Origin of the sequence: Massilia aurea (genome assembly GCF_040790145.1) — a bacterium.
GTDB lineage: Bacteria > Pseudomonadota > Gammaproteobacteria > Burkholderiales > Burkholderiaceae_D > Telluria > Telluria aurea_C.
The window spans coordinates 409010-430892 of the sequence record NZ_JBFMMP010000002.1 but is presented as its reverse complement, the minus strand read 5'-3'; the positions used below and the strand labels follow the sequence as shown (position 1 = coordinate 430892).

Below are 21883 nucleotides of genomic sequence, written 5' to 3'. Positions count from 1 at the left end.
TGCCCGGTCAGGATACCACGCGGAAGCGGGACACCGAATCCTTCAGTTCCTGCGCCAGCGTCGACAGTTCCTGAATCGACAGGGCAGTCTGGCGGGTACCCTGGCGCGTCTGTTCGGTCACGGCGAGGATCTGCTGCATCTTGTCGGCCACGCCGGTGGCCTTGGTGGCCTGGCGTTCGGTGGCGGTCGACATGTCGCCGATCAGTTCACCGAGGCGGTTCGAGACGCGCGAAATGTCCGACAGCGCGGCGCCGGCGGCGTCCGACAGGCGCGCCCCCTCGACCACACCCTGGGTCGATTTTTCCATTGCCGCCACCGCATCGTGGGTGTCGGTCTGAATGGTGCGCACCAGCGCGCCGATCTGCTTGGCCGCGTCGCCCGAGCGTTCGGCCAGTCGCTGCACCTCTTCGGCAACCACCGAGAAGCCGCGACCCGCTTCGCCGGCCGATGCGGCCTGGATCGCGGCGTTCAGCGCCAGCACGTTGGTCTGCTCGGTAATGTCCGAAATCAGCTCGGTGATCTCGCCGATCTCCTGCGACGATTCACCCAGGCGCTTGATGCGCTTGGAAGTTTCCTGGATCTGCTCGCGAATCTCCTGCATGCCCTCGATCGCATTTTGCACCGCGGTCGAACCCTGCGCCGCCGCCGCCACCGACTGGCGCGCCACGTCGGCCGATTCCAGGGCCGAACGCGACACGTCGGTAATCAGGCCGGCCAGGCGCAGCGTCGTGGTCGACGCATCCTGAATCTCGCGCGACTGCTGCTCGGCGGCGCCCAGCAGCTCGGTCGACACCTGCTGCGCACCGCCCGAGGCGCGCGCCACCTGTTCCGCCGTGCGGATGACCCGCACCACCAGCTCGCGCAGCTCTTCAACCGTGTAGTTGACCGAGTCGGCAATCGCGCCGGTGATGTCTTCCGACACCGTCGCCTGCACCGTCAAGTCACCGTCGGCGACGTCCTGCAGTTCGTTCATCAGGCGCAAAATCGCGGCCTGGTTCTGTTCATTGGTGGCCTTGGCTTCTTCTTCCTTGGTCTGCGCCAGGTGGCGCATCGCTTCGGCTTCCTGGCGGCGCTGTTCGGCACCGAAGGCGCGCTCGCGCGATTCTTGCAGCATGGCGTAGGCGGTGCCAAAGGCGGCGAGCAGCGTGAACACGCCGGCGCCGATCGAGAACCAGAACCAGGGGCTGATCTCGGCTTGGTCACGCTGGTAATTCTCGTGCAGGTTCGCGAGCATCACGCGCAGCGGCTCACTGTCGCGCGAGATCAGGCGTTCGGCGGCGCGTGCGCCGGCGTAGCTGGTCAGGTTGCCGATCAAGGGCGTGACAGTCTTGACGTATTCGCGGAAGCTGTCGCGGGTGCGGGTCAGGCGCACGCGCAGTTCGAGGTCGGTCAGCGGCGCCAGGCCATAGCGCCCGCCGCCATCGAGCAGGCCGTCGATCAGCGCCTCGAGCGAGGCGATGTCGCCCATGATGTAGGTCACCGCGTTCTGGGCCGAACCCGGCGTGGTGAAAGTCTGGGCGCCAGCCGACAGGCGCTGGGTCACCGACAGCAGGCTCAGTGCCGCGACCTGGCGCCGCGCGTCCGTTGCCTCGTCGCGTTGCAGGCGTTCGGCAATGGCGATCAGTTCCGGACCGACTTCTTCGTACTGGGTCAGGCTCACGCCGAAGGCGAGCAGGTTGCGCCGGTTGCCCAGAATGTTGGCGGCGGCCTTGGACGACCGGTTCCACAGCACGATGGCTTTTTGCAGGTCCTCGGCTTGCTGGCCGCTGGCGGCCGGGATGCGGCCGGTTGGCGACTGGCCGCCGCGCGCCAGCAGATCGAGTTCACGACCCAGCTCGGTGCGGCTTTCCTCCAGCTGCGAGAAGGCCTGCACGTCGCCGCGCAGCGCGATCGGCGCCGCTTTGGCGAAACGCTGCGAGTGCATCACGGCGTCACCGGCCACCTGGCTTCGACCGGCCAGGCGGGCGTCGCTGGCGGCGTTCTGCCACATGGCCAGCACGGTGAGCACCGCGCCGGCGGCGACGGCGCCCAGCAGCAGGCGCAGGCGGTTCGGCTGGAAGCCGTTGCCGAGCGCCGCGGGGCGCAGATCGCCCGCGCTGTCGGCGTCGGTGTCGTCACGGCCACGAAAGCCGCCCAGTCGGCGCGCGGCCGCACTGGCCGAGCCGCTGGCGGCTGCGTCCGATGCCGCAGTGTCGGCAACGTGCGCCGGCGTTGCCGCTGGCACCCCGTCGTCGGCTGCGCCGCCCTTGGCGAAGACATTCATGGTCAATTTCGTGGCGAATCCCATTCCGGCTCCCTGTACTGCAGTTAGTGTGTTCGGTTAGCGTGCGATGTGCAGGAAGCGCTCTTCGCGCACCAGCGCCGCGAGCGACAGCGGCATCCATGTGTTGCCGTCGACGTCGCGCAGGGCGTCGCCGTCGCGCGTCATCGTCCCGGCGTGGCGCAAGCCATACACCGAGGACGCCAGCAGCGCGCAGTTGAGGCCCAGGCCCGGTGCGAATACCAGCAGGCGCGGCGAGCTGCCAGGGGCCGCCGGCGTGGCGGGGGCGTTGTCTTCATCGAGATAGCGGGCCAGGTCGATCACCCCCAGCAGGCTGCCGCGCACGTTGGCCAGCCCCAGATACCAGGGACGGGTCAGCGGCACGGGCGAGACCGGCACGGGCGCGACGATCTCGCCCACGTCGGCCAGGTCGACCAGGTAGCGCGCGCCGCCGATGCCCAGGCCCAGCTGGGCCACGCTGGCGCCGGCGCCGTTTTTCGCCGCCTGCATCCGTTCGAGCAGCTGCTCCTGGTACTGGCGCAGGCGGGTGCGCCGCGCCGCGGGATCGCGGCGCCCTGCACTATCGTCCGCGCCGGTCGTGGTCATGCCTTCACGGCCCCGGCAGCGTCGCCAGGGGCAGCCAGCGACGCGATGGCGGCCAGCAGGCGCGCCGGATCGACCGGCTTGACCAGGTATTCCTTCGCGCCCTGGCGCATGCCCCAGATACGGTCGGTTTCCTGGTCCTTGCTGCTGCAGATGATGACCGGCAGGGCCGACAGTTCAGGATCGCGCGAGATGGCGCGGGTTACTTGGAAACCGTTGGTGCCGGGCATGACCACGTCCATCAGGATCAGTTGCGGACGCTCGGCGCGAATGCGCTCGATCGCTTCGTCGCCACTGACGGCGGTGCATACGGTAAAGCCGTTCTTGACCAGGATGTCGGTCAGGTACAGTCGTTCGGTCGGCGAATCGTCGACGATGAGAATTTTTTGAATGGCCACGTCGGGCTCCAGATCTGGTTGAATCGTCAGCCTGCCGCCTGGGTGTGCTCGCGCACGGCCGCCAGCAGGCTGTCTTTGGTAAAGGGTTTGGTCAGGTAGGCGCTGGCGCCGACCATCGCGCCGCGTGCGCGATCGAACAGGCCGTCCTTGGACGAGAGCATCAGCACCGGGGTCGCGTGAAACCGCACGCTCTTCTTGATCAGCGCGCAGGTCTGGTACCCGTCGAGGCGTGGCATCAGGATGTCGCAAAATACCAGCGCGGGATGGTGGTCGTTGATCTTGGCCAGGGCATCGAAGCCATCGTCGGCCAGCACCACCTGGTAGCCAGCCTGGGTCAGGAAAATCTGTGCTGACCGGCGGATCGTACTGCTGTCATCGATCACCATGATGGTCAGGCTTGATGATTGCGGCGATGTCGTCATGGTCGTTTCACTTCGGCTTGAAGCGTCACGATAGCACAGCGAATCTTTCTTGTGGGCAAAGTGTTGCAGAGATTCAACTACATACTTTTACATGGCATCCAGCCTTGTCCGGATGCCAATGCAAGCACTACAACACCTGTTATATCGCCGTCATTTCAAAGTCATCCTTGCGCGCGCCGCACTCGGGACAAGTCCAGTTCATTGGCACGTCGGCCCAGCGGGTACCCGGTGCAATACCGTCATCCGGCGCGCCGGCGGCCTCATCGTATACCCAGCCGCAGATCAGGCACATCCAGGTCAGGTACGGGGCGGTCGATTCAGTACTCACAGTGTTGATCCTTGTATCTAGTAAAATGTGGAATCAGAATCCGGCATCTTAATCTACCCGTCGTGCAAAACCAACCGTTACCCCTCATCCTGAGTTTTGGCGTCTGCGATCCCGTCGGCGCGCTGGGCGTGCAATCGGACGTCGCCGCCTTCGCCGCCCTCGGGTGTCACGGGCTGTCGGCCATTGCCGGCCTGCTCGTGTCCGACAGCGCCCGCGTCGAGCACCTGTATGAACTCGACAGCGACTGGATGGCCGAACAGGCGCGCGCGCTGCTTGAAGACATGCCGATCGCTGCCTTCAAGGTCGGCGCCGTCGGCAGCGCGCTGCACCTGGCTGCCATCGCCGAGATCGTGTCCGACTATCCCGACGCGCCGCTCATCCTCGACCCTTTCCTGTCGGCCCTGCCCGATGCCGGCATGGGCGACGAAGAAATGCTCTCGGCCCTGCGCTCCATCCTGGCCCCGCAAGCGACCGCCCTGATCCTGTCGCAAGCCGAACTGGGCCGCATGGCCGAGCTGTGGCGCGACGGCGGCGACCTGGGCAATCTCGACGAAGACGTGGCCGAACTGACCTCGTCCGGCCTGCAGTACGTGCTTGTCACCGGCACCCGCGACGGCGCCGGCACCTGCTCGAACCGCCTGTTCGACACGGGCGGCGAAGTCGCGCGGGTCGACTGGCAGCACCTGCCCGGCCCGTTCCTGGGCGCCGGCAACACCTATTCGGCCGCATTCACCGCCCTGATGGCGCGTGGCATGGATGCACCGACCGCACTGGCCGTGGCCCAGGAATACACCACCGGCGCGCTCGAGAACGCGCAACGCTTCGGCATGGGCAAATTCATTCCCGCCAAATTCTTCCGTCCCTGACGTCATCAAGCTTAGTCCGGCGTGCTGCGCGGACGGCTTCACTCTTTCTTGAAGCTCTGACATGACCACTGAACAATCTACTTCGCGCAACGATACCCTGTTCGCCCGCGCCCAATTGACCACGCCCGGCGGCGTCAATTCGCCGGTGCGCGCCTTCCGCTCGGTCGGCGGCACGCCGCGCTTCATCACGCGCGCGCTCGGCCCGCACTTCTGGGATGCCGACGGCAAGCGTTACATCGACTACATCGGCTCGTGGGGCCCGGCCATCCTCGGTCACGCCCGCCCTGAAGTGGTGTCGGCCGTGCAAGCCGCGGCCGCCAATGGCCTGTCGTTCGGCGCGCCGACCGAAGGCGAGATCGAGATCGCCGAAGAAATCTGCCGCCTGCTGCCATCGATCGAGCAGGTGCGCCTGGTCTCGTCGGGTACCGAGGCGACGATGAGTGCGCTGCGCCTGGCGCGCGGCGCCACCGGCCGCGACAAGATCGTCAAGTTCGAGGGCTGCTACCACGGCCACGCCGACTCGTTGCTGGTGAAGGCCGGCAGCGGCCTGCTCACGTTCGGCAATCCCACCTCGGCCGGCGTGCCGGAAGACTTCGTCAAGCACACGCTGGTGCTCGACTACAACAACGTGGCGCAACTGGACGACGCGTTCGCCACGATGGGCGACGAGATCGCCTGCGTGATCGTCGAGCCGGTGGCCGGCAACATGAACCTGATCCGCGCCACGCCCGAGTTTTTGCAGCGCATGCGCGAGCTGTGCACCGAGCACGGCGCCGTGCTGATCTTCGATGAAGTGATGTGCGGTTTCCGCGTGGGGCTGGAGGGCGCGCAGGGCCTCTACAACATCCAGCCCGACCTGACGGCGCTGGGCAAGGTCATCGGCGGCGGCATGCCGGTGGCGGCGTTTGGCGGGCGCGCCGAGCTGATGCAGAAGATGGCGCCGATCGGCCCGGTGTACCAGGCCGGCACGCTGTCGGGCAATCCAGTGGCGGTGGCCGCGGGCATGACGACCTTGAAGCTGATCCAGGAAGCCGGGTTCTATGAACGGCTGACGGCGACGGCGCAGCGCCTGGTGGCGGGCCTGACGGAAGCGGCGCGCGAAGCGGGCATCGACTTCTGCGGCGACGCCGTGGGCGGCATGTTCGGGATGTACTTTTCGAAGGCCATCCCGGGCAGCTACAGCGCGATGATGGCTGGCGACAAAGAGCGCTTCAACCGCTTCTTCCACGGCATGCTGGACGAAGGCGTGTACTTTGCACCGGCGATGTTCGAGGCGGGGTTTGTGTCGATCCAGCACGACGATGCGGCGATCGACGAGACGATCGAAGCGGCGCGGCGGGTGTTCAAGCGGATTGGGTAACCATTACCGATTCTTTTGTTGGCCCGTAAACGTCATTCCCGCGGAGGCGGGAATCCCAGTTTCATGCGCTGCCACTAAATATATCGTCGTGGCGACGCTGATGACCTGGATTCCCGCCTCCGCGGGAATGACGGTTTTTAGGGTAGTGAAAGAATGCGAGCGCCTGCGTGCCCCGCCTTACTTCAACCAACCGCGCCTTCTGAAATACCACAACGGCGCCACCCCACAGGCAATCATCAACGCAATCGCAAACGGATACCCGAAACGCCATTGCAGCTCGGGCAGCACGTCGAAGTTCATGCCGTAGACGCTGGCGATCAGCGTCGGCGGCAGGAACGCGACCGAGGCCACCGAGAAGATCTTGATGATCTTGTTCTGGTTGATGTTGATGAAACCGACCGTGGCGTCCATCAGGAAGTTCACCTTGTCGAACAGGAACGAGGTGTGACCGTCGAGTGACTCGATGTCGCGCAGGATCTGGCGCGCTTCTTCGAACTGGTCCGAGTTCAGCAGACGCCCGCGCATCAAAAAGCTCACTGCGCGCCGCGTGTCCATCATGTTGCGGCGGATGCGGCCGTTCAAGTCTTCCTCGTGCGCGATCGCGTTCAACGCGGCGGCCGCGTCCTGGTCGGTAAACTCTTTCTGCAGCACGCGGGTCGAGACTTCTTCCAGGCTCTCGTAGATGCCTTCGAGCGAGTCGGCCGAATACTCGGCGTCGGTCGCATACAGGTCGAGCAGCACATCCATATAGTCTTCGATCGAGCCGGGCCGCGAACGGGCGCGCATGCGCACCAGGCGGAACACCGGCAAATCGTCGTTGTGCACCGAGAACAGGATCTTGCCCGACAAGATGAACGCCACCGTGATCACGCGCGACGGGCCGTCTTCTTCTTCGAGCAAAAAGTCGGTGCGCAGGTGCAGGTCGCCATTTTCGGCTTCGTAGTAGCGCGCCGAGGCTTCGATGTCCTGGACTTCGTCCTCGCCCGGCAGGATCACGTTGTACTTGGCCTTGACCCAGACGCGCTCTTCTTCGCTCGGGTCGGTCAGGTCGACCCAGACCGGCGCCACGCTTTCGAGTTCCTCGCGGGATTCGATCGTGACCTGGTTCAGGCGGCCGTTCTGTAGGACAAATACATTGATCATGCGCTGGGTCTCGCTATTCTTGGCCGGTCGACAAAAGTAGCGCAAGTGTAACCGTTTGCCCGCCGGGGGGCCAACTCGGGCACGACAAACGCGGGTTTACGGCCGCTCGTCCGTGCGCGGCACGTCGGCCGACGGCATCCGGCGCTGGATCGTGCTGGTGCGGCGCTCCAGGTAGCGGGTCGAGCGGTTCTTGTCATAGAAGCGCGGATTGGGCAGCATGACGGCCAGCCGCGCCGCCTGCGCCGTGCTCAGCTTGGCGGCGGACGTCTTGAAATAGTAGCGCGCGGCCGCTTCGGCGCCGAACACGCCACGGCCGAACTCGACCACGTTGAGGTAGATCTCGAGGATGCGCTGCTTGCTCATCACCGTTTCAATCATGAACGTGATGATCAGTTCCTGCCCCTTGCGCAGATAGCTGCGCGAGCCGGACAAAAACAGGTTCTTGGCCAGTTGCTGGGTGATGGTCGAGCCGCCGCCGGATACCTTGCCGCGGCGCTCGTTGCGCTCGTAGGTGCGCTCGATCGCCTTGAAGTCCACGCCGTAGTGCTCGTTGAAATTGGCGTCTTCGGACGCCACCACCGCACGCTTCAGATTGTACGAAATCCGCTCGTACGGCACCCACTGGTGCTTGAGCGTCGCGTCCGGATCCGTCTCGCGCAGCACCGACAATTGGGCGCGCATGAAGCTCGTCGAGCCGGGATCGAACTGCGAATACCAGCACACCATCAGGAAGAAATACAGCTGGACCAGCAGCACCAGCAGCAGCGGGCCGAGAAAAATCCACTTGATCCAGCGCCGCCTCGACGGTGTCTTCGATGCGGCCTTGCGCGATTTTGCCACGGGGTGCCCCTGTTATTGTGGTGATTGACGCATCGATGCCAGCACCTGGGCCGTGTCTGGCCGCTTTCCCCGCCACAGCGCGAACGCCTCGGCGGCCTGCTCGACCAGCATGCCCAGGCCGTCGCGCACGGTGGCGCCGTGCCCGGCCGCGAAGTCCATGAACACGGTCGGCTGATCGCCGTACATCATATCCAGCGCGAGCGTGCCTGGGCCGAAGACCGACGTCGGCACCGGCGGCACGGCCGCGTCGAGGCTGGCCGAGGTGGCGTTGACGATCACGTCGAAGCGGCCCTCGACATCGGCGAAGCCGCTGACCTGCAGGCGCGCCGCGTGTGCGGCGAACCCGGCGACCAGCGCCTCGGCCGTGGCCAGCGTGCGGTTGGCAATGACGATCTGGCGCGGGCCGGCGCCGAGCAGCGGCAGCAGCGCGCCACGGGCCGCGCCGCCGGCGCCCAGCAGCAGCACGCGTTTATTCTCGAGCGAGACGCCTGCATTGCGCACGATGTCGGCCACCAGCCCGGCGCCGTCGGTGTTGTCGCCGACGATCTCGCCGCCGCCAAAGACCAGCGTGTTCACGGCGCCGGCCGCCTGCGCGCGTGGGGTCAGGCGCGTGGCCAGGCGCGCCGCCTCAAGCTTGAACGGCACGGTGACGTTGGCGCCTTTAAAGTCCTCGCCAATCAGGCGCTGCACGGTGGCGGCGAAACCGTCGAGCGGCGCCAGGCATTGTTCGTAACCGATATCCTCGCCCAGTTGCGCACCGTATTGTGCGTGGATCCGGGGCGACTTGCTGTGAGCGATCGGGTTGCCGATGACGCAGTAACGGTCGGTCATGGCGTCGCATTCCCCAGGGTCGCGCGGATCTTGTCGTCGCGGGTGAACTGGAAGCGCGTAAACACTTCCCACAAATCGTCCTTGCCCTTGGTGCGCATATTGGCCGGGAACGCGCCGTACGGCGCCGAGCGGCGCACGATGTCGAGCGCCGCCTTGTCGAGCGCGGCATTGCCCGAGCTGCGCTCGACCTTCGGGCCGCCATCCTTCAGGTACAGCGTGCCGTCCTGGTACACGGGGATGTATACCACCAGCTCGCCATACAGCTTCTTGCCGGCCTGCTGCGGGAAGTTCAGCGTGCCGACTTCCTCGATCTTCTTCTGCATCGCCTTGTAGTACAGGGCGTAACCGGCTTCGCGCGTGCTCGGCGTGATTTGCGTGCGTTTCGGGCGGCGGTTTTCTTCTTCGATACGCTCGGAGATTTCGGCGACGCTGCGCGCAAACGCGCGCGACGTGTCGAGGTTGTCTTCGCCCGTGCGTGTCGGGTCCGGCTTTTCCTTTTCGGTGACAGGCGGCGCCGTGAAGCTCGACGTGCGGGCGCGCGTGACGACGTCCTGCTGCAACTGCTCGAGCGCGGCGATGCGGCGCTGCAGGGCCTTGATGCTGTCGCCGTCTTCATTCTTGCGCAGGTCGGGCAGCGGCGACTTGGCGCGGCCCACGTCGGCACTGCCGCCACCGTCCAGATTGGCCTGGGCCACTGCATCGGCCTTGGCCGGCGCCCGGTCGTGCTTGGCGTTGACCAGGATAACCTCGAGGCCCGGATCGGCCGGGCGCTGGCGGAACGTGTCGGGCGCAGCAAACCGCACCGCCAGCAGCGCCGCGTGGGCTGCCACCGATACGGCCAGGGCGATCATCAGGGGACGGTTGTGTAGGAAAGACTTCACGCGCTGCAGGTGAGAATTGAATCGGAGAATTGATTCATTCTAACCTGAGGCGCAGTGATGGGGGAGGTAGAAATTGGCGTGCGGCACGCCGTGGCCTGTTCGATAATGTCAGCAGGATAACAGGCGTTATCAGGCAGTTACGTCGCTGGCGGCGCCTCGCGCGCATCCACCGCCGCCACCGCGCCCTCGGCCTCCACCGCCTCGGCCACGGCCGCTTCCCCGGTATCGGCGTCTTCATCGTCGACCTCGCTGTCCGGCGCGCTGCTGGCCACTTCCAGCAAACGCGCCTCGAGATTCAGGTCGATCTCGTCCCAACGGACGATGTCGAGCTTGACCTGCGCGCCGCGCGCCACCTGCGACATGCCCGGCAGGCGCACCACCAGCGGCACGTCAGTCAGGCGCACCAACTCATCCTTGAGTACGACGGCCTCGGCCATCTTGACGCCCTCTTGCCCCAGCCAGCGCAGGCACCAGTAGCGCTCCATATTCTGCTGGAACTCGTTATAGGCCGCGTACGCCGCGTCGAAACTCGACACGATCGAGAACAGCGTCGCATCGCGGTGCTTGAACGGCGCGACCAGCGGCGCGGTCACACCATTTTCGGCGGCGGCGATGATCTGCCACTGGTTGACCAGGTCGGTGTAGCGGCGCAGCGGCGAGGTGCTCCATGCGTACTGGTCCACGCCCAGGCCCTGGTGTGGCGCCGCGTGCGTGACCATGCGCACCTGCATCTTGGCGGCCCAGCCGCCGGCGCCCGGCCCTTGTGAGCGGTAGATGCCCGGCACGCCCGAGTCATGCAGCAGCTTGCCCCAGGTGCTGTTGGCAAAGATCATCAGCTCGGCGACGATCTTGTCGAGCGGCGCGCCGCGCTTGCGGCGCAGGATCGAGACCACGTCGTTGTCGACATAGAAATTGAAGTCGACGCGGTTGGCTTGCTCGGGCTTGAGGCCAAAGGCTTCGCGCTTTTGCATGCGGCCCGCTTCCAGCTTCAAGGCCCACTGCCACAACTGGCCCAGCTCTTCCTTGTGCGGATAGTCGCCCGCGCCGCTCGCGAGGGTTTCTTCGTTCACCAGGTCATCGAGGTCGTTGTGGCGCAGATTGCTCTTGATCGGTACCAGTTCGGCGCGGGTCGTGGTCGAGATCACGCTCCAGTCTTCCGGATTCAAGACCGCGTACAGCGACAGCGCCGGGCAATCGTTGCCTTCGGCCAGCGTGAACGCATTGACGACGTCGTCGGGCAGCATCGTGATCTTGTCACCGGGCATATACACGGTCGACATGCGGGCGCGCGCGATCTTGTCGATCGCATCGTCCGGGCGCACGGCCAGGCCCGGCGCCGCGATGTGGATGCCCACGCGCACGGTGCCGTCATCGAGCTTGACGACGGAAAATGCATCGTCGATCTCGGTGGTGGTGACGTCGTCGATCGAGAACGCGGCGACGTCGGCGCGCGGCAGATCGGTCGGCGCCTTGGGCACGTCCACTGGCGCAAAGCCGGCGCCGCGCGGGAAGTTCTCAAACAAGAAACGGCCCATGTGCAAGTCTTTGGGCGAGGCCAGGCCGCCGACGTCCAGCATCAGGCGCGCCTGGTTGGTTTGCAGCTCGTTGGCCGCCGCTTCGAACGCCTTGTATTCGATGGTGTTCTTGTCCGGCTTGAACAAGAGCTGGTGCACGAGCGGCTGCATCGATTCGGGCAGCTTGCCGGCTTTCAGTTCATCGACATAGCCGGCCTGGATGATGGCCTGTTGTTTCTTTTTCTCGATGCCGGCCAGCGCGGCTTTCAGCGAGGCTTCAGGGGCAGCTTTGTAGCGGCCGCGGCCTTTCTTGTAGAAGTAGATCGGCGAACCGTGCAGCGTCAGCACGAGGCCGGCGGCTTCGTGCGGCAGCGGTGCGTGGCCGAAGTATTCGGCGCCCAGCTCGGCAAAGCCGAACTCTTCTTCGCCCGCGACTTCCCACAGGAACTCGAGGTCGACGTCCGCCGCCACGGCCTTGGCCGCATCCATCAACTCTTGCGGGCTGGGCTTTTCAAATTGCAGCAGCACGTCGCGCGTCTTGACCTTGGTCCGCTTGCCACTGGCCAGTTCGACCTGGTATGCCTCGCCGGCTTGCGACAGGATGGCGCCGACCTTGAAGTCGCCCGATTCCTCAAAAAATACATTCATGATTATTCTGTGTTGTTCATGGTTGCACCCGCTCCCAGGCTAAGCACCGTCGGCAAGAATACCTCGGTGACCAGGAGCAGGCCTTGACGGCGGCGATAGACGCAGCGCCGCGCGTAGTAAATAGCATTGTCAGCGCCCGCGCCGCCAACGGCGGCATGCGCACGGCGCACCAGCGGATGCTCGAAGCCCAGGCGCGCAAATTCCAATGATCCGCGCCGCACGAGCGGATCGTAAAACAGGGTCGAGCCGAGCGAGCGTTCGCCCAGCGCCGAAAACAGCGGCCAGTCGCTCGCGTCGGCGCTCGGTGGCACCACCGTGTGCGCGAACACGACCGGCGTGCCGTCGCAGACGAGCAGCACTTCACGCTCCCACACACGCTGCGGGCGCGCCAGGCCGATGGCCGCCGCCTCGTCGGCCAGGCACACGGCGCCATGCTGGTGCAGGCGGCGCACGCGGAAGGCTTTGCTCGCCGCCACCAGGCGCGCGGTCAGCGAGCCGGGCGTGACGAGCCAGTCGTGCATCGGCGCGGCGGCGCGCACGGCGCGCGCATGCGGCTGCCAGGCAGCCAGGCGCAGCGAGCGCTTACTTGAAGTCACCGACACCGTCACCTTCACCGCACCACGTCCGCTGCCGGACCGAACCCGCAGAACGCCAGCACATCGTCGACATAGATCGGGAATTCCGACACGGCATGGTCGCTGCCGGGGATCACGTGCTGGCGCGCGCCGGCGTAGTGGGCCACCATGTCGCGGTAGTCGAGCACTTCGTCGCCCGTCGCCGCCAGCAAGAAATAGCGTTCCGGCTGCGTGATCGTGTCGACGCGCATCGCTTTCAGTTCATCGATGTACTCGGCGCGAAACTCGAACGGTTCATCCGAATGCCAGTTGGTCGTCACGCCCACGTGGTGCTCGAGGTTGCGGGTCGGGTCGACCGAAGGATTGATGAGCACGGCGCGCACGCCAAGCCGCTCGGCCAGCGCGCAGGCATAAAAGCCGCCCAGCGACGAGCCGACGATGGCGAGATTGTCCGGTGCATGGTGTGCGGCGAGCTCCAGTGCCAGCGCCAGCGCCGCTTTCGGCGAGGCCGGCAGTTGCGGGCAGATCAGGCGATCGAGCAGCCCGCGTTCCTCCAGGGCCGCCTGCACCACCTGCGCCTTCATCGATTTGGGCGACGAACGAAAGCCGTGCAGATACAGCAAGTACGGTGGTAAATGCAGCGCCGACGTCATGGGGCCAGCGCGTCCAGCAGTTTCTGGTGCACGCCGCCGAAGCCGCCGTTGCTCATCACCAGGATATGGTCGCCCGGCCGTGCCTGCTGCACGATGGCCTGCACCATATAGTCGATCTGGTCGAAGCTGTGCGCAATGTTCCCCATCGGCTTGAACGCATCGGCCAGCGACCAGCCCAGCGCCTGCTGGCTGCCGAAGCCGAACACCAGATCCGCATCCTTCAGGCTGCCCGGCAGCGCATCCTTCATCGCGCCCAGCTTCATCGTGTTCGAGCGCGGCTCGAGCACGGCCAGGATGCGCCCCGACCCCGCCGCGCCCAGCTTCTGGCGCAGGCCACCGACGGTGGTGGCAATAGCGGTCGGATGGTGGGCGAAGTCGTCGTACACGGTGATGTTACCCACCACACCACGCACTTCCATGCGGCGCTTGACGTTCTCGAAGCGGGCCAGCGACTCAATGGCTTGCGCGACCGGCACGCCGACGTGGCGCGCGGCGGCAATCGCGGCCAGCGCGTTCGAGCGGTTGTGCTTGCCGGTCAGGCTCCAATGCACGGTGCCTTGCGCCTCGCCCTTGAACAGCACATCGAAGCTGGCGCCACCCGGATGCTCGACCATCGTCCAGTCGACGCCATCGGCGCCGCCGAAACTCTCTTTCTCGCTCCAGCAACCGCGCTTGAGCACGCGCCCGATCGACGCTTCGTCGCCATTCACGACCAGGCGGCCCACGCCCGGCACCGTGCGCACCAGATGGTGGAACTGGGTTTCGATGGCGCCGATGTCGGGGAAGATGTCGGCGTGGTCGTATTCGAGGTTGTTCAGCACGGCCGTCTTGGCGTGGTAGTGCACGAACTTGCTGCGCTTGTCGAAGAACGCCGTGTCGTATTCATCGGCTTCGATGACGAAAAAGTTCGAAGGCTTGTCGCCATGCAGGCGCGCCGAGACGCCAAAGTTCATCGGCACGCCGCCGATCAAGAAGCCCGGCGCGTAGCCGGCATCTTCCAGGATCCAGGCCAGCATCGACGTGGTGGTGGTCTTGCCATGCGTGCCGGCCACGGCCAGCACCCATTTTTCGCGCAGAATATGCTCGCCGATCCACTGCGGGCCAGATACATACGGCAAGCCGCGGTTCAGGATTTCCTCGATCAGCGGATTGCCGCGCGTCATCACATTGCCGATTACATACAGATCTGGATTCAGCGACACTTGCTCCGGGCCATAGCCTTGGATCAGCTCGATCCCCTGGGCTTGCAACTGGGTGCTCATCGGGGGATAGACGTTGGCGTCGCAACCGGTCACGCGGTGGCCGGCTTCCTTGGCCAGGACCGCCAGGCCACCCATGAAGGTGCCGCAAATGCCGAGGATATGAATGTGCATGGGAAGGTGCGCTGGGGCGATGTAAATGGACGAAACCGGGATTCTACCCGAGCCGCAGTCGTTTTCCGTTCAGAGTATGATTGTGGGCATGATGCCGAACTTGAACAACGATCTCATTCAATTGCGCGCCGAGATCGCCCTCGTGGCTGCGCGCATGATTGCCCAGGACGGCGCCGACATCGATACCGCACGCCGCAAGGCGGCCCGCCAGGTGCTCGGCGTGAGCCAGCCTGTCCCCAATATGATGCCCGACGACATCCAGGTCGAAGACGAAGTGCGCAAGTATCTGGCGCTGTTCGGTGGCCCGGCTCACGGCGAGCGCCTGGCGCAATTGCGCGCCACCGCGCTGCAGGTCATGGATGCCCTGGCCGACTTCAATCCCTATATCACGGGGCCGGTACTGCAAGGCACCGCGGGTGACTACGACGACATCCACCTGCAACTGTTCGCCGACAGCGCGAAAGAAGTCCAGATCTATCTGCTGAACCGCAATGTTAATATCGAGATCTCGGAAACCCCGCATTTCAAGGGGGGCCGCAAACCGGTCGAGACCGTCAGTTTCCCGTGGATGAAAGAAACTGTACACGCGCAATTATTTGAATACCAAGACCTGCGCGGCGCGCTCAAGCCGCGCGCGGATGGCCGGCCACAACGCCTCGACGCGGCCGGCTTTCGCGCGCTGATTGCCGCCGACTCAACCCTGGAACAGGACGAATGAACAAGAAACATCTGGCCGCCTACGCGGCAGTGGCCGTGCTGTTCGGCGCAATGGGCGCCGTCGTTGCGCACTACAAGAAGGCGCCGGCCCCGGCCTCGCCCCAGATCAGCACCGCCGCCGGCGCCGGCGCGGTGACGGATGCCGTCACCAATCTGTATGCGCAGTCGCTCAACAACCTGGCCGGCGAACCGCAGGCGCTGGCCCAGTGGAAGGGCAAGCCGCTCCTGGTCAACTTCTGGGCGACCTGGTGCGGGCCGTGTGTACAAGAAATGCCGGAGCTGTCGCACCTGGCGGGCGAAGACAAGGGCCAGCGTTTCAACGTGATCGGCATCGGCATCGATTCGCCGACGAATATGAGCGAATTCGCCGCCAAGCACCAGATTGCCTATCCACTGTATGTGGCGGGCATGGGCGGCACCGAGCTGTCGAAGGCATTGGGTAACACGATGGGCGGCTTGCCGTACACTGTGCTGATCGGCGCCGACGGGCAAGTGCTCAAGACCTATCTTGGCAAGCTCAAGTTCGACGAACTGCGCGCCGACCTCGCCAAATTGAACGGTTGATCGCGCATTTAGCGAACGACCGTACGATTGTAATTGCTGCCAAATGCGCCGATTCACCAGCCATTTTACCGCTTGCCAACAGCCGAGCTAGGCGGCACAATGCCTGACTTTCGGGCTACCAGACTCTCATTATGGCGAAAAAGCTACTGCTTCTCAACGGCCCCAACCTCAATTTATTGGGGACGCGCGAGCCTGCGGTGTACGGCACGACGACACTGGCCGACATCGAGAACGCAGCAGTTGCACAAGCCAGTCAAGCCGGCGCAGCACTGGAGCATTTCCAGAGCAACCATGAGGGCGCCCTGATCGATCGCATTCACGCCGCGCGCACCGAAGGCGTGGATTTTATCGTGATCAACCCTGGCGGCTTGACCCATACCAGCGTAGCACTGCGCGATGCGTTCGCATCGGTGGCCATTCCGTTCGTCGAGGTGCACGTCTCCAACGTGCATGCCCGCGAATCGTTCCGGCAGCATTCCTACCTCTCCGGCATCGCGCGTGGCGTGATCTGCGGACTGGGGCCGGACGGATATAGGTTTGCCATCGACTTCGCACTTAAATAGCGTTAATCTACGTCAACTTCATGTATCAGCGGCTGCGCGGCCTGTTTGACGCGCCGGCCTGCTCTCTAAAACGAATAATTCCAAGGGGTTTCACATGGATCTACGAAAACTCAAGACCTTGATCGACCTGGTCGCTGAATCGGACATCGCCGAACTCGAAGTGACCGAAGGCGAAAGCAAGGTCCGCATCGTCAAATCGTCGGCCGTCGGCCAAGGCCAGATGATGATGATGCCGCAACAAGGCGTGCAACAATACGCGGCCCCTGCCCCGGCCGCCGCACCAGTCGCCGCTGTGCCGGCAGCCCCTGCCGAGCCGACCGGCCATGTGGTCAAGTCGCCAATGGTAGGCACCTTCTACCGTTCGTCGGCACCGGGCGCCGCCGCGTTCGTCGAAGTGGGCGCGAACATCAAGGAAGGCGACACGCTCTGCATCATCGAAGCGATGAAGCTCCTGAACGAAATCGACGCCGATGTGTCGGGCGTTGTCACCAAGATCCTCGTGGAAAATGGCCAGCCGGTCGAATTCGGCCAGCCACTGTTCGTGATTGGTTAAGTTTTTCGTTAGACTTGCCTTCAAGTTGTGCGGCAGTCCTGCCGCCAGCTCACCCATGACGTGTCCGGCGCCGCTTGCAAGTCAGCCGCGCCGGTTTTCACTGAACCACCGGACCTACCATGTTTGAAAAAATCCTCATCGCCAACCGTGGTGAAATCGCGCTGCGTATCCAGCGCGCTTGCCGCGAGCTGGGCATCAAGACGGTCGTCGTGCACTCCGAGGCCGACAAGGACGCCAAGTACGTGAAACTGGCGGACGAATCGGTCTGCATCGGCCCGGCGCAGTCGGCACTCAGCTATCTGAACATGCCCGCCATCATCAGCGCGGCCGAAGTGACCGACGCCGAAGCGATCCACCCGGGCTACGGCTTCCTGTCCGAAAACGCCGACTTCGCCGAGCGCGTCGAGAAATCGGGCTTCGTCTTCATCGGCCCGCGTTCCGACTCGATCCGCCTGATGGGCGACAAGGTCTCGGCCAAGCAGGCCATGATCCGCGCCGGCGTGCCCTGCGTGCCAGGCTCGGACGGCGCCCTGCCGGACGATCCGAAAGAGATCGTGCAGACGGCGCGCCGCGTCGGCTATCCGGTCATCATCAAGGCCGCCGGCGGCGGTGGCGGACGCGGCATGCGCGTGGTGCACACCGAAGCGGCGCTGCTCAACGCCGTGGCGATGACCAAGACCGAAGCCGGCGCCGCGTTCGGCAATCCGGAAGTCTATATGGAGAAGTACCTGGAAAATCCGCGTCACGTGGAAATCCAGATCCTGGCCGACGAACATAAAAACGCCGTGTGGCTCGGCGAGCGCGATTGCTCGATGCAGCGCCGCCACCAGAAGGTCATCGAAGAAGCGCCGGCGCCGGGCATCCCGCGCAAGCTGATTGAAAAGATCGGTGACCGCTGCGCCGAAGCCTGCCGCAAGATCGGCTACCGCGGCGCCGGCACCTTCGAATTCCTGTACGAGAATGGCGAGTTCTACTTCATCGAGATGAACACGCGCGTCCAGGTCGAGCATCCGGTGACCGAGATGATCACCGGGATCGACATCGTGCAAGAGCAGATCCGCATCGCCTGCGGCGAAAAGCTGCGTTTCCGCCAGCGCGACATCATGCTGTCGGGTCACTCGATCGAGTGCCGCATCAATGCCGAGGACCCGTTCAAGTTCACGCCCTCCCCGGGCCGCATCACCAGCTGGCATCCGCCGGGCGGCCCTGGCATCCGGGTCGACTCGCACTCGTACGCCGGCTACTACGTGCCGCCGCACTACGACTCGATGATCGGCAAGGTCATCTCGTACGGCGCCACGCGCGAACAGGCGATTCGCCGCATGCAGATCGCGCTCTCCGAAATGGTGGTCGAGGGTATCCTCACCAATATTCCGCTGCATCGCGAACTGATGGTCGACGCCCGCTTCATCGAAGGCGGCACCAACATCCACTACCTCGAGCAGAAACTGGCCGCCAAGCCCGACCTGCCGAAGGAAACGGCGCTGAGCGCCAAATCGGAAGCCAAGGTTAAAGAATGAGCTGGACTGAAGTCGTCATCGAACTGGCGCGCGAGCACGCCGAAGCGCTGTCTGACGCCCTGATGGAAGCCGGCGCGCTGTCGGTGTCGGTGGAAGACGCCGACGAAGGCACCGAAGACGAGAAACCGCTGTTCGGCGAGCCGGGCATGGAACCCACCGAAGCCGCGTGGGACCACAGCCGCGTGGTGGCCCTGACCGACATCGACGCCGACCAGCTGGCCATCGTCACCGAAGCGGCGCAAGCCATTGGCCTCACCGCCGTGCCGGCGTTCACCACCCGCAAGGTGGAAGACGCCGACTGGGTGCGCCTGACCCAGTCGCAGTTCGAGCCGATCCACATCGGCACCAATATCTGGGTCGTGCCGAGCTGGCACGTGGCGCCCGATCCAAACGGTTTGATTCTCGAACTCGATCCGGGCCTGGCGTTCGGCACCGGCAGCCATCCGACCACGCGCCTGTGCATGGAGTGGCTCGAAGCCCACCCTGCGCCTGGCAAATCGGTGCTCGACTATGGTTGCGGCTCGGGCATCCTGGCGATGGTGGCCAAGAAGCTCGGTGCGCAGGACGTGGCCGGCGTCGACATCGATCCGCAAGCCATTGAATCGGCGCGCGACAATGCCGCGCGCAACAACGTCGAGATCGACTTCTACCTGCCCGACACCTTTGCCGCTTCCGGCAATGCGCGTCATGCCGGCGGCAAGTTCGACATCGTCGTGGCCAACATCCTGTCGAGCCCATTGAAGCTGATGGCGCCGATGCTGGCCGGCCGTGTGGCCGAAGGCGGCTCGCTGGTGCTGTCGGGCGTGCTGGCGCGCCAGGCCGACGAAGTGGCTGCGGCTTACGCGCCGTTCATCAAGCTGGGCGTCTGGGCCGAGCAGGATGGCTGGGTTGCCCTGCACGGCACGCTCGGCCAGGACACCCCGCCGGCGCGCACTGCCACCGCCGGTTGAAGGCATGGCGCTCGCCACACAATGCCCCCACTGCGGCACGCAGTTCCGCGTCGCCGCGGACCAGCTCAAGCTGCGTGGGGGCATCGTGCGTTGTGGCGCCTGCCAGCAGATCTTTGACGGGACCAGCGCGCTGATCGATCTGGCGGCGCCGCCTGCTACAACCCCTCCCGCTGCGCCCCCTCCCCCACCTCCCGTGCCTGCTCCGCCGTCGAGTGACGATGCGCCGGTCTACACGCTGGAACTGGACCACACGTTCGCGCCGCACGGCATCCTCCCCGAACCGGAAACCCCGGCGCCACCACCGATCGACCTGGCCGTCTTCGATCCGCCACCCGACATCGAGACGCCAACGCGGCCTGCCGACTGGTACGCGATTCCCGGGTCGATCAAGTCCGGCTGGTCGGCGCCAGTCAACGTACCGGCGCCAGTCGTCGAGTCCGAGCCCGAGCCAGAGCCGATCCCTGAGCCAGAGCCGCTGCCTGAGCCTGAGCCGCTGCCCGAGCCAGAGCCGGCGCCCGTTGCGGCGCCCGAACCGGAACCGGCACCTGTCGTGGTGCCCGAGCCTGAACCCGAGCCTACAGTTCCCGCGCCAACGCGTGAGCACAAGGCCGACTCGGACGGGCCGCCAACCTTGCTGCTGCGCGAATCGTCCGATGGCTCGCCGCCGATCGCATCGCACGCCCCGGTCTCACCACGCAACCGCGCCGCCGAAGCCCGCGCGCGCCGCGTGAAGGCCGCGCCACCGCGCATCGAAGAGCCACCCAAGCCACCTCCGCCGCCCAAGCCCGACGCCGACGAACCAGAGTTCGTGCGCCTCACGCGCCAGCGCGAAGAACTGGGCAAGACGCGGCGCATCGCGCTGGCCGTCGGCAGCCTGGTGCTGCTGCTGGTGCTGGCCTTGCAGGCGGCCTTCAGTTTTCGCGACGTGCTGGCGGCGCGCTATCCGGGCCTGCGCCCGGCGCTGGTGTCGACCTGCGCGCTGCTCGGCTGCCGCGTCGACCTGCCCGCGCGGCCGGATCAACTGGTGATCGAAACCGGTGAACTCATTACGCTCGGCGGCAACGCGTATACCTTCAGCACCGTGCTGCGCAACCAGGGCGACATGGTGCTGGCCTGGCCCAGCATCGAACTGACCCTGAACGATGCCGACGACAAGCCGCTGGTGCGCCGCGTGTTCGGCCCGCGCGACTATGCCGGCGCCGCCGCTGCCGCGCCGACCGGCTTCGGCGCACGCGCCGAGCAGCAGGTGCGCATCCATTTCAGGCTGGAGGGCGTAGAGCCGTCCGGCTACCACATTGCAGTGTTCTATCCTTGAAAGCCACCCCATGACCAAAACCGCCCTGATCTGCGGCTCGCTCGCGTTCGACAAAATCATGCAGTACCACGGCCGCTTTGGCGACACGCTGCTGGCCGACCAGCTGCACCGCGTGAACGTGTCGTTCCTGGTGCCGACCCTGCGCACCGAATACGGTGGTTGCGCGGCCAATATCGCCTACAACCTCAAGCAGCTCGGCGGCGAGCCGCTGATGATGGGCACCCTCGGCCAGGACGGCGGCGACTACCTGAAACGCATGCAGGAACAAGGGCTCGAGACGCGCGGCATCCGCTCGATCCCCGAGGCCTACACGGCGCAGTGCTTCGTCACGGCCGACCAGGACAACAACCAGATCAACGCCTTCCACCCGGGCGCGATGGAGTACTCGAACCAGAACAACGTGGCCGACCAGGGCGCGATCCGCGTGGCGATCATCTCGCCCGACGGCCGCGACGGCATGCTCAAGCACGCGCGCGACTGCGCCGAGCAAAAGGTGCCGTTCATGTTCGACCCGGGCCAGCAACTGCCGATGTTCTCGGGCGACGAACTGACCACCTTCATCGGACAAGCCAGCTACCTGGCCTGCAACGACTACGAATTCGAAATGATCATGGACCGCACGGGCCTGACCCAGGCCAACATCGCGGCGCGCCTGGATGCGTTGATCATCACGCGCGGCGAAGCCGGCTCGGACATCTACGCCGGCGGCGAACACATCGAGATCCCGGCCGTGACGGCAACGAACGTGGTCGACCCGACCGGTTGCGGCGACGCCTACCGCGCAGGCCTCTTGTTCGGTATCACCAATGACCTGGACTGGGCCACCAGCGGCCGCATCGCCAGCCTGCTGGGCGCGATCAAGATCGCCTCGGCCGGCGGCCAGAACCACCGCTTCACGCCGGAAGAATTCGACGCGCAGTTCGAGGCGGCGTTCGGCTTCAAGTTCCGCTAAGGCGCAACGCCAGCCCAGCACGAAAAAAAGGCCTCTGCATGCAGAGGCCTTTTT

The 21883-nt window shown here is 65.1% G+C and carries 23 protein-coding genes; 10 read left to right on the top strand and 13 right to left on the bottom strand.

From position 1 onward, the window contains the following. Positions 1 to 7 precede the first annotated feature (7 nt). The 5 genes from AB2N08_RS06490 to AB2N08_RS06470 all read right to left on the bottom strand — a co-directional run bounded on the left by AB2N08_RS06490 (position 8) and on the right by AB2N08_RS06470 (position 3975). The gene (locus tag AB2N08_RS06490; RefSeq protein WP_367609812.1) at positions 8 to 2263 is read right to left on the bottom strand and encodes a methyl-accepting chemotaxis protein; all 2256 of its coding nucleotides are present in this window, start codon (positions 2261 to 2263) and stop codon (positions 8 to 10) included. 57 nt (positions 2264 to 2320) lie between these two features. Then, the gene (locus tag AB2N08_RS06485) at positions 2321 to 2866 is read right to left on the bottom strand and encodes a chemotaxis protein CheW (RefSeq protein WP_367609811.1); all 546 of its coding nucleotides are present in this window, start codon (positions 2864 to 2866) and stop codon (positions 2321 to 2323) included. After that, a complete protein-coding gene (locus tag AB2N08_RS06480; RefSeq protein ID WP_367609810.1) occupies positions 2863 to 3261 on the bottom strand; it encodes a response regulator in 399 nt (132 codons plus the stop codon). Before AB2N08_RS06480 ends, AB2N08_RS06485 begins: the two co-directional genes overlap by 4 nt. Positions 3262 to 3287: 26 nt before the next feature. Further along, complete coding sequence (locus AB2N08_RS06475; protein ID WP_367609809.1) at positions 3288 to 3683, bottom strand: response regulator; 396 nt, start codon at positions 3681 to 3683, stop codon at positions 3288 to 3290. 139 nt (positions 3684 to 3822) lie between these two features. Further along, a complete protein-coding gene (locus AB2N08_RS06470; protein ID WP_029755924.1) occupies positions 3823 to 3975 on the bottom strand; it encodes a rubredoxin in 153 nt (50 codons plus the stop codon). Between the two features lie 98 nt (positions 3976 to 4073). Here AB2N08_RS06470 and thiD point away from each other — a divergent pair, with 98 nt between their 5' ends. Then, positions 4074 to 4877 carry a bifunctional hydroxymethylpyrimidine kinase/phosphomethylpyrimidine kinase gene (gene thiD, locus AB2N08_RS06465; RefSeq protein ID WP_367609808.1) on the top strand — a complete coding sequence of 268 codons (804 nt, stop codon included), beginning with the start codon at positions 4074 to 4076 and terminating at the stop codon, positions 4875 to 4877. Positions 4878 to 4938: 61 nt separating this feature from the next. Then, positions 4939 to 6237 (top strand): glutamate-1-semialdehyde 2,1-aminomutase, encoded by a 1299-nt coding sequence (gene hemL, locus AB2N08_RS06460; protein ID WP_367609807.1) that lies wholly within the window; start codon positions 4939 to 4941, stop codon positions 6235 to 6237. 177 nt (positions 6238 to 6414) lie between these two features. Here the strand turns inward: hemL and corA are convergent, their stop codons facing one another. From corA to mpl, 8 genes are all read right to left on the bottom strand, one after another. Further along, entirely contained in the window at positions 6415 to 7380 is a 966-nt protein-coding gene (gene corA, locus AB2N08_RS06455; RefSeq protein ID WP_367609806.1) for a magnesium/cobalt transporter CorA, read from the bottom strand. A 96-nt stretch (positions 7381 to 7476) separates the two neighbouring features. Further along, positions 7477 to 8220, bottom strand: a complete 744-nt coding sequence (gene mtgA / locus AB2N08_RS06450) for a monofunctional biosynthetic peptidoglycan transglycosylase (RefSeq protein WP_367609805.1) — start codon at positions 8218 to 8220, stop codon at positions 7477 to 7479. A gap of 12 nt (positions 8221 to 8232) precedes the next feature. After that, complete coding sequence (aroE, locus tag AB2N08_RS06445; RefSeq protein WP_367609804.1) at positions 8233 to 9051, bottom strand: shikimate dehydrogenase; 819 nt, start codon at positions 9049 to 9051, stop codon at positions 8233 to 8235. Further along, positions 9048 to 9902, bottom strand: a complete 855-nt coding sequence (locus AB2N08_RS06440; protein ID WP_367609860.1) for an energy transducer TonB — start codon at positions 9900 to 9902, stop codon at positions 9048 to 9050. The genes aroE and AB2N08_RS06440 overlap by 4 nt, the downstream gene beginning before the upstream one ends. A gap of 167 nt (positions 9903 to 10069) precedes the next feature. Further along, the gene (locus AB2N08_RS06435) at positions 10070 to 12094 is read right to left on the bottom strand and encodes a ribonuclease catalytic domain-containing protein (protein WP_367609803.1); all 2025 of its coding nucleotides are present in this window, start codon (positions 12092 to 12094) and stop codon (positions 10070 to 10072) included. A gap of 2 nt (positions 12095 to 12096) precedes the next feature. Beyond that, positions 12097 to 12615: a chorismate--pyruvate lyase family protein gene (locus tag AB2N08_RS06430; RefSeq protein ID WP_370662401.1), complete on the bottom strand. Its 519-nt coding sequence runs from the start codon at positions 12613 to 12615 to the stop codon at positions 12097 to 12099. A gap of 89 nt (positions 12616 to 12704) precedes the next feature. Beyond that, on the bottom strand, positions 12705 to 13322 hold the full coding sequence (locus AB2N08_RS06425; protein WP_367609801.1) for a YqiA/YcfP family alpha/beta fold hydrolase: 618 nt from the start codon (positions 13320 to 13322) through the stop codon (positions 12705 to 12707). Then, complete coding sequence (gene mpl, locus AB2N08_RS06420; RefSeq protein ID WP_367609800.1) at positions 13319 to 14695, bottom strand: UDP-N-acetylmuramate:L-alanyl-gamma-D-glutamyl-meso-diaminopimelate ligase; 1377 nt, start codon at positions 14693 to 14695, stop codon at positions 13319 to 13321. The genes AB2N08_RS06425 and mpl overlap by 4 nt, the downstream gene beginning before the upstream one ends. An 88-nt stretch (positions 14696 to 14783) precedes the next feature. Between mpl and AB2N08_RS06415 the strand changes: the two genes are divergently transcribed. The 8 genes from AB2N08_RS06415 (at position 14784) to AB2N08_RS06380 (ending at position 21829) form a co-directional block, all read left to right on the top strand. After that, a complete protein-coding gene (locus AB2N08_RS06415) occupies positions 14784 to 15413 on the top strand; it encodes a hypothetical protein (protein WP_367609799.1) in 630 nt (209 codons plus the stop codon). Then, entirely contained in the window at positions 15410 to 15976 is a 567-nt protein-coding gene (locus AB2N08_RS06410) for a TlpA family protein disulfide reductase (protein WP_367609798.1), read from the top strand. Before AB2N08_RS06415 ends, AB2N08_RS06410 begins: the two co-directional genes overlap by 4 nt. 131 nt (positions 15977 to 16107) lie before the next feature. Then, on the top strand, positions 16108 to 16539 hold the full coding sequence (gene aroQ / locus AB2N08_RS06405) for a type II 3-dehydroquinate dehydratase (RefSeq protein ID WP_367609797.1): 432 nt from the start codon (positions 16108 to 16110) through the stop codon (positions 16537 to 16539). A gap of 94 nt (positions 16540 to 16633) precedes the next feature. Further along, positions 16634 to 17092 (top strand): acetyl-CoA carboxylase biotin carboxyl carrier protein, encoded by a 459-nt coding sequence (gene accB / locus AB2N08_RS06400; protein WP_367609796.1) that lies wholly within the window; start codon positions 16634 to 16636, stop codon positions 17090 to 17092. Between the two features lie 119 nt (positions 17093 to 17211). Further along, positions 17212 to 18612, top strand: coding sequence for an acetyl-CoA carboxylase biotin carboxylase subunit (gene accC, locus AB2N08_RS06395; protein WP_367609795.1), 1401 nt, complete (start codon positions 17212 to 17214; stop codon positions 18610 to 18612). Next, entirely contained in the window at positions 18609 to 19562 is a 954-nt protein-coding gene (prmA, locus tag AB2N08_RS06390) for a 50S ribosomal protein L11 methyltransferase (protein WP_367609794.1), read from the top strand. The genes accC and prmA overlap by 4 nt, the downstream gene beginning before the upstream one ends. A 4-nt stretch (positions 19563 to 19566) precedes the next feature. After that, complete coding sequence (locus AB2N08_RS06385) at positions 19567 to 20877, top strand: DUF3426 domain-containing protein (RefSeq protein ID WP_367609793.1); 1311 nt, start codon at positions 19567 to 19569, stop codon at positions 20875 to 20877. 10 nt (positions 20878 to 20887) lie between these two features. Next, positions 20888 to 21829: a carbohydrate kinase family protein gene (locus tag AB2N08_RS06380; RefSeq protein WP_367609792.1), complete on the top strand. Its 942-nt coding sequence runs from the start codon at positions 20888 to 20890 to the stop codon at positions 21827 to 21829. The last annotated feature ends 54 nt before the right edge of the window (positions 21830 to 21883 follow it).

Excerpts from the sequence above, each read along its gene's own strand:
- aroE (WP_367609804.1), bottom strand. The coding sequence starts at position 9,051 with ATGACCGACCGTTACTGCGTCATCGGCAACCCGATCGCTCACAGCAAG.
- AB2N08_RS06430 (WP_370662401.1), bottom strand. The coding sequence starts at position 12,615 with ATGCACGACTGGCTCGTCACGCCCGGCTCGCTGACCGCGCGCCTGGTG.
- prmA (WP_367609794.1), top strand. The coding sequence starts at position 18,609 with ATGAGCTGGACTGAAGTCGTCATCGAACTGGCGCGCGAGCACGCCGAA.
- hemL (WP_367609807.1), top strand. The coding sequence starts at position 4,939 with ATGACCACTGAACAATCTACTTCGCGCAACGATACCCTGTTCGCCCGC.
- aroQ (WP_367609797.1), top strand. The coding sequence starts at position 16,108 with ATGGCGAAAAAGCTACTGCTTCTCAACGGCCCCAACCTCAATTTATTG.
- AB2N08_RS06440 (WP_367609860.1), bottom strand. The coding sequence starts at position 9,902 with ATGATCGCCCTGGCCGTATCGGTGGCAGCCCACGCGGCGCTGCTGGCG.
- accB (WP_367609796.1), top strand. The coding sequence starts at position 16,634 with ATGGATCTACGAAAACTCAAGACCTTGATCGACCTGGTCGCTGAATCG.
- AB2N08_RS06470 (WP_029755924.1), bottom strand. The coding sequence starts at position 3,975 with ATGTGCCTGATCTGCGGCTGGGTATACGATGAGGCCGCCGGCGCGCCG.
- AB2N08_RS06385 (WP_367609793.1), top strand. The coding sequence starts at position 19,567 with ATGGCGCTCGCCACACAATGCCCCCACTGCGGCACGCAGTTCCGCGTC.
- accC (WP_367609795.1), top strand. The coding sequence starts at position 17,212 with ATGTTTGAAAAAATCCTCATCGCCAACCGTGGTGAAATCGCGCTGCGT.
- AB2N08_RS06435 (WP_367609803.1), bottom strand. The coding sequence starts at position 12,094 with ATGAATGTATTTTTTGAGGAATCGGGCGACTTCAAGGTCGGCGCCATC.
- corA (WP_367609806.1), bottom strand. The coding sequence starts at position 7,380 with ATGATCAATGTATTTGTCCTACAGAACGGCCGCCTGAACCAGGTCACG.
- AB2N08_RS06425 (WP_367609801.1), bottom strand. The coding sequence starts at position 13,322 with ATGACGTCGGCGCTGCATTTACCACCGTACTTGCTGTATCTGCACGGC.
- AB2N08_RS06485 (WP_367609811.1), bottom strand. The coding sequence starts at position 2,866 with ATGACCACGACCGGCGCGGACGATAGTGCAGGGCGCCGCGATCCCGCG.
- AB2N08_RS06380 (WP_367609792.1), top strand. The coding sequence starts at position 20,888 with ATGACCAAAACCGCCCTGATCTGCGGCTCGCTCGCGTTCGACAAAATC.
- AB2N08_RS06410 (WP_367609798.1), top strand. The coding sequence starts at position 15,410 with ATGAACAAGAAACATCTGGCCGCCTACGCGGCAGTGGCCGTGCTGTTC.
- mpl (WP_367609800.1), bottom strand. The coding sequence starts at position 14,695 with ATGCACATTCATATCCTCGGCATTTGCGGCACCTTCATGGGTGGCCTG.
- AB2N08_RS06490 (WP_367609812.1), bottom strand. The coding sequence starts at position 2,263 with ATGAATGTCTTCGCCAAGGGCGGCGCAGCCGACGACGGGGTGCCAGCG.
- AB2N08_RS06475 (WP_367609809.1), bottom strand. The coding sequence starts at position 3,683 with ATGACGACATCGCCGCAATCATCAAGCCTGACCATCATGGTGATCGAT.
- AB2N08_RS06415 (WP_367609799.1), top strand. The coding sequence starts at position 14,784 with ATGATGCCGAACTTGAACAACGATCTCATTCAATTGCGCGCCGAGATC.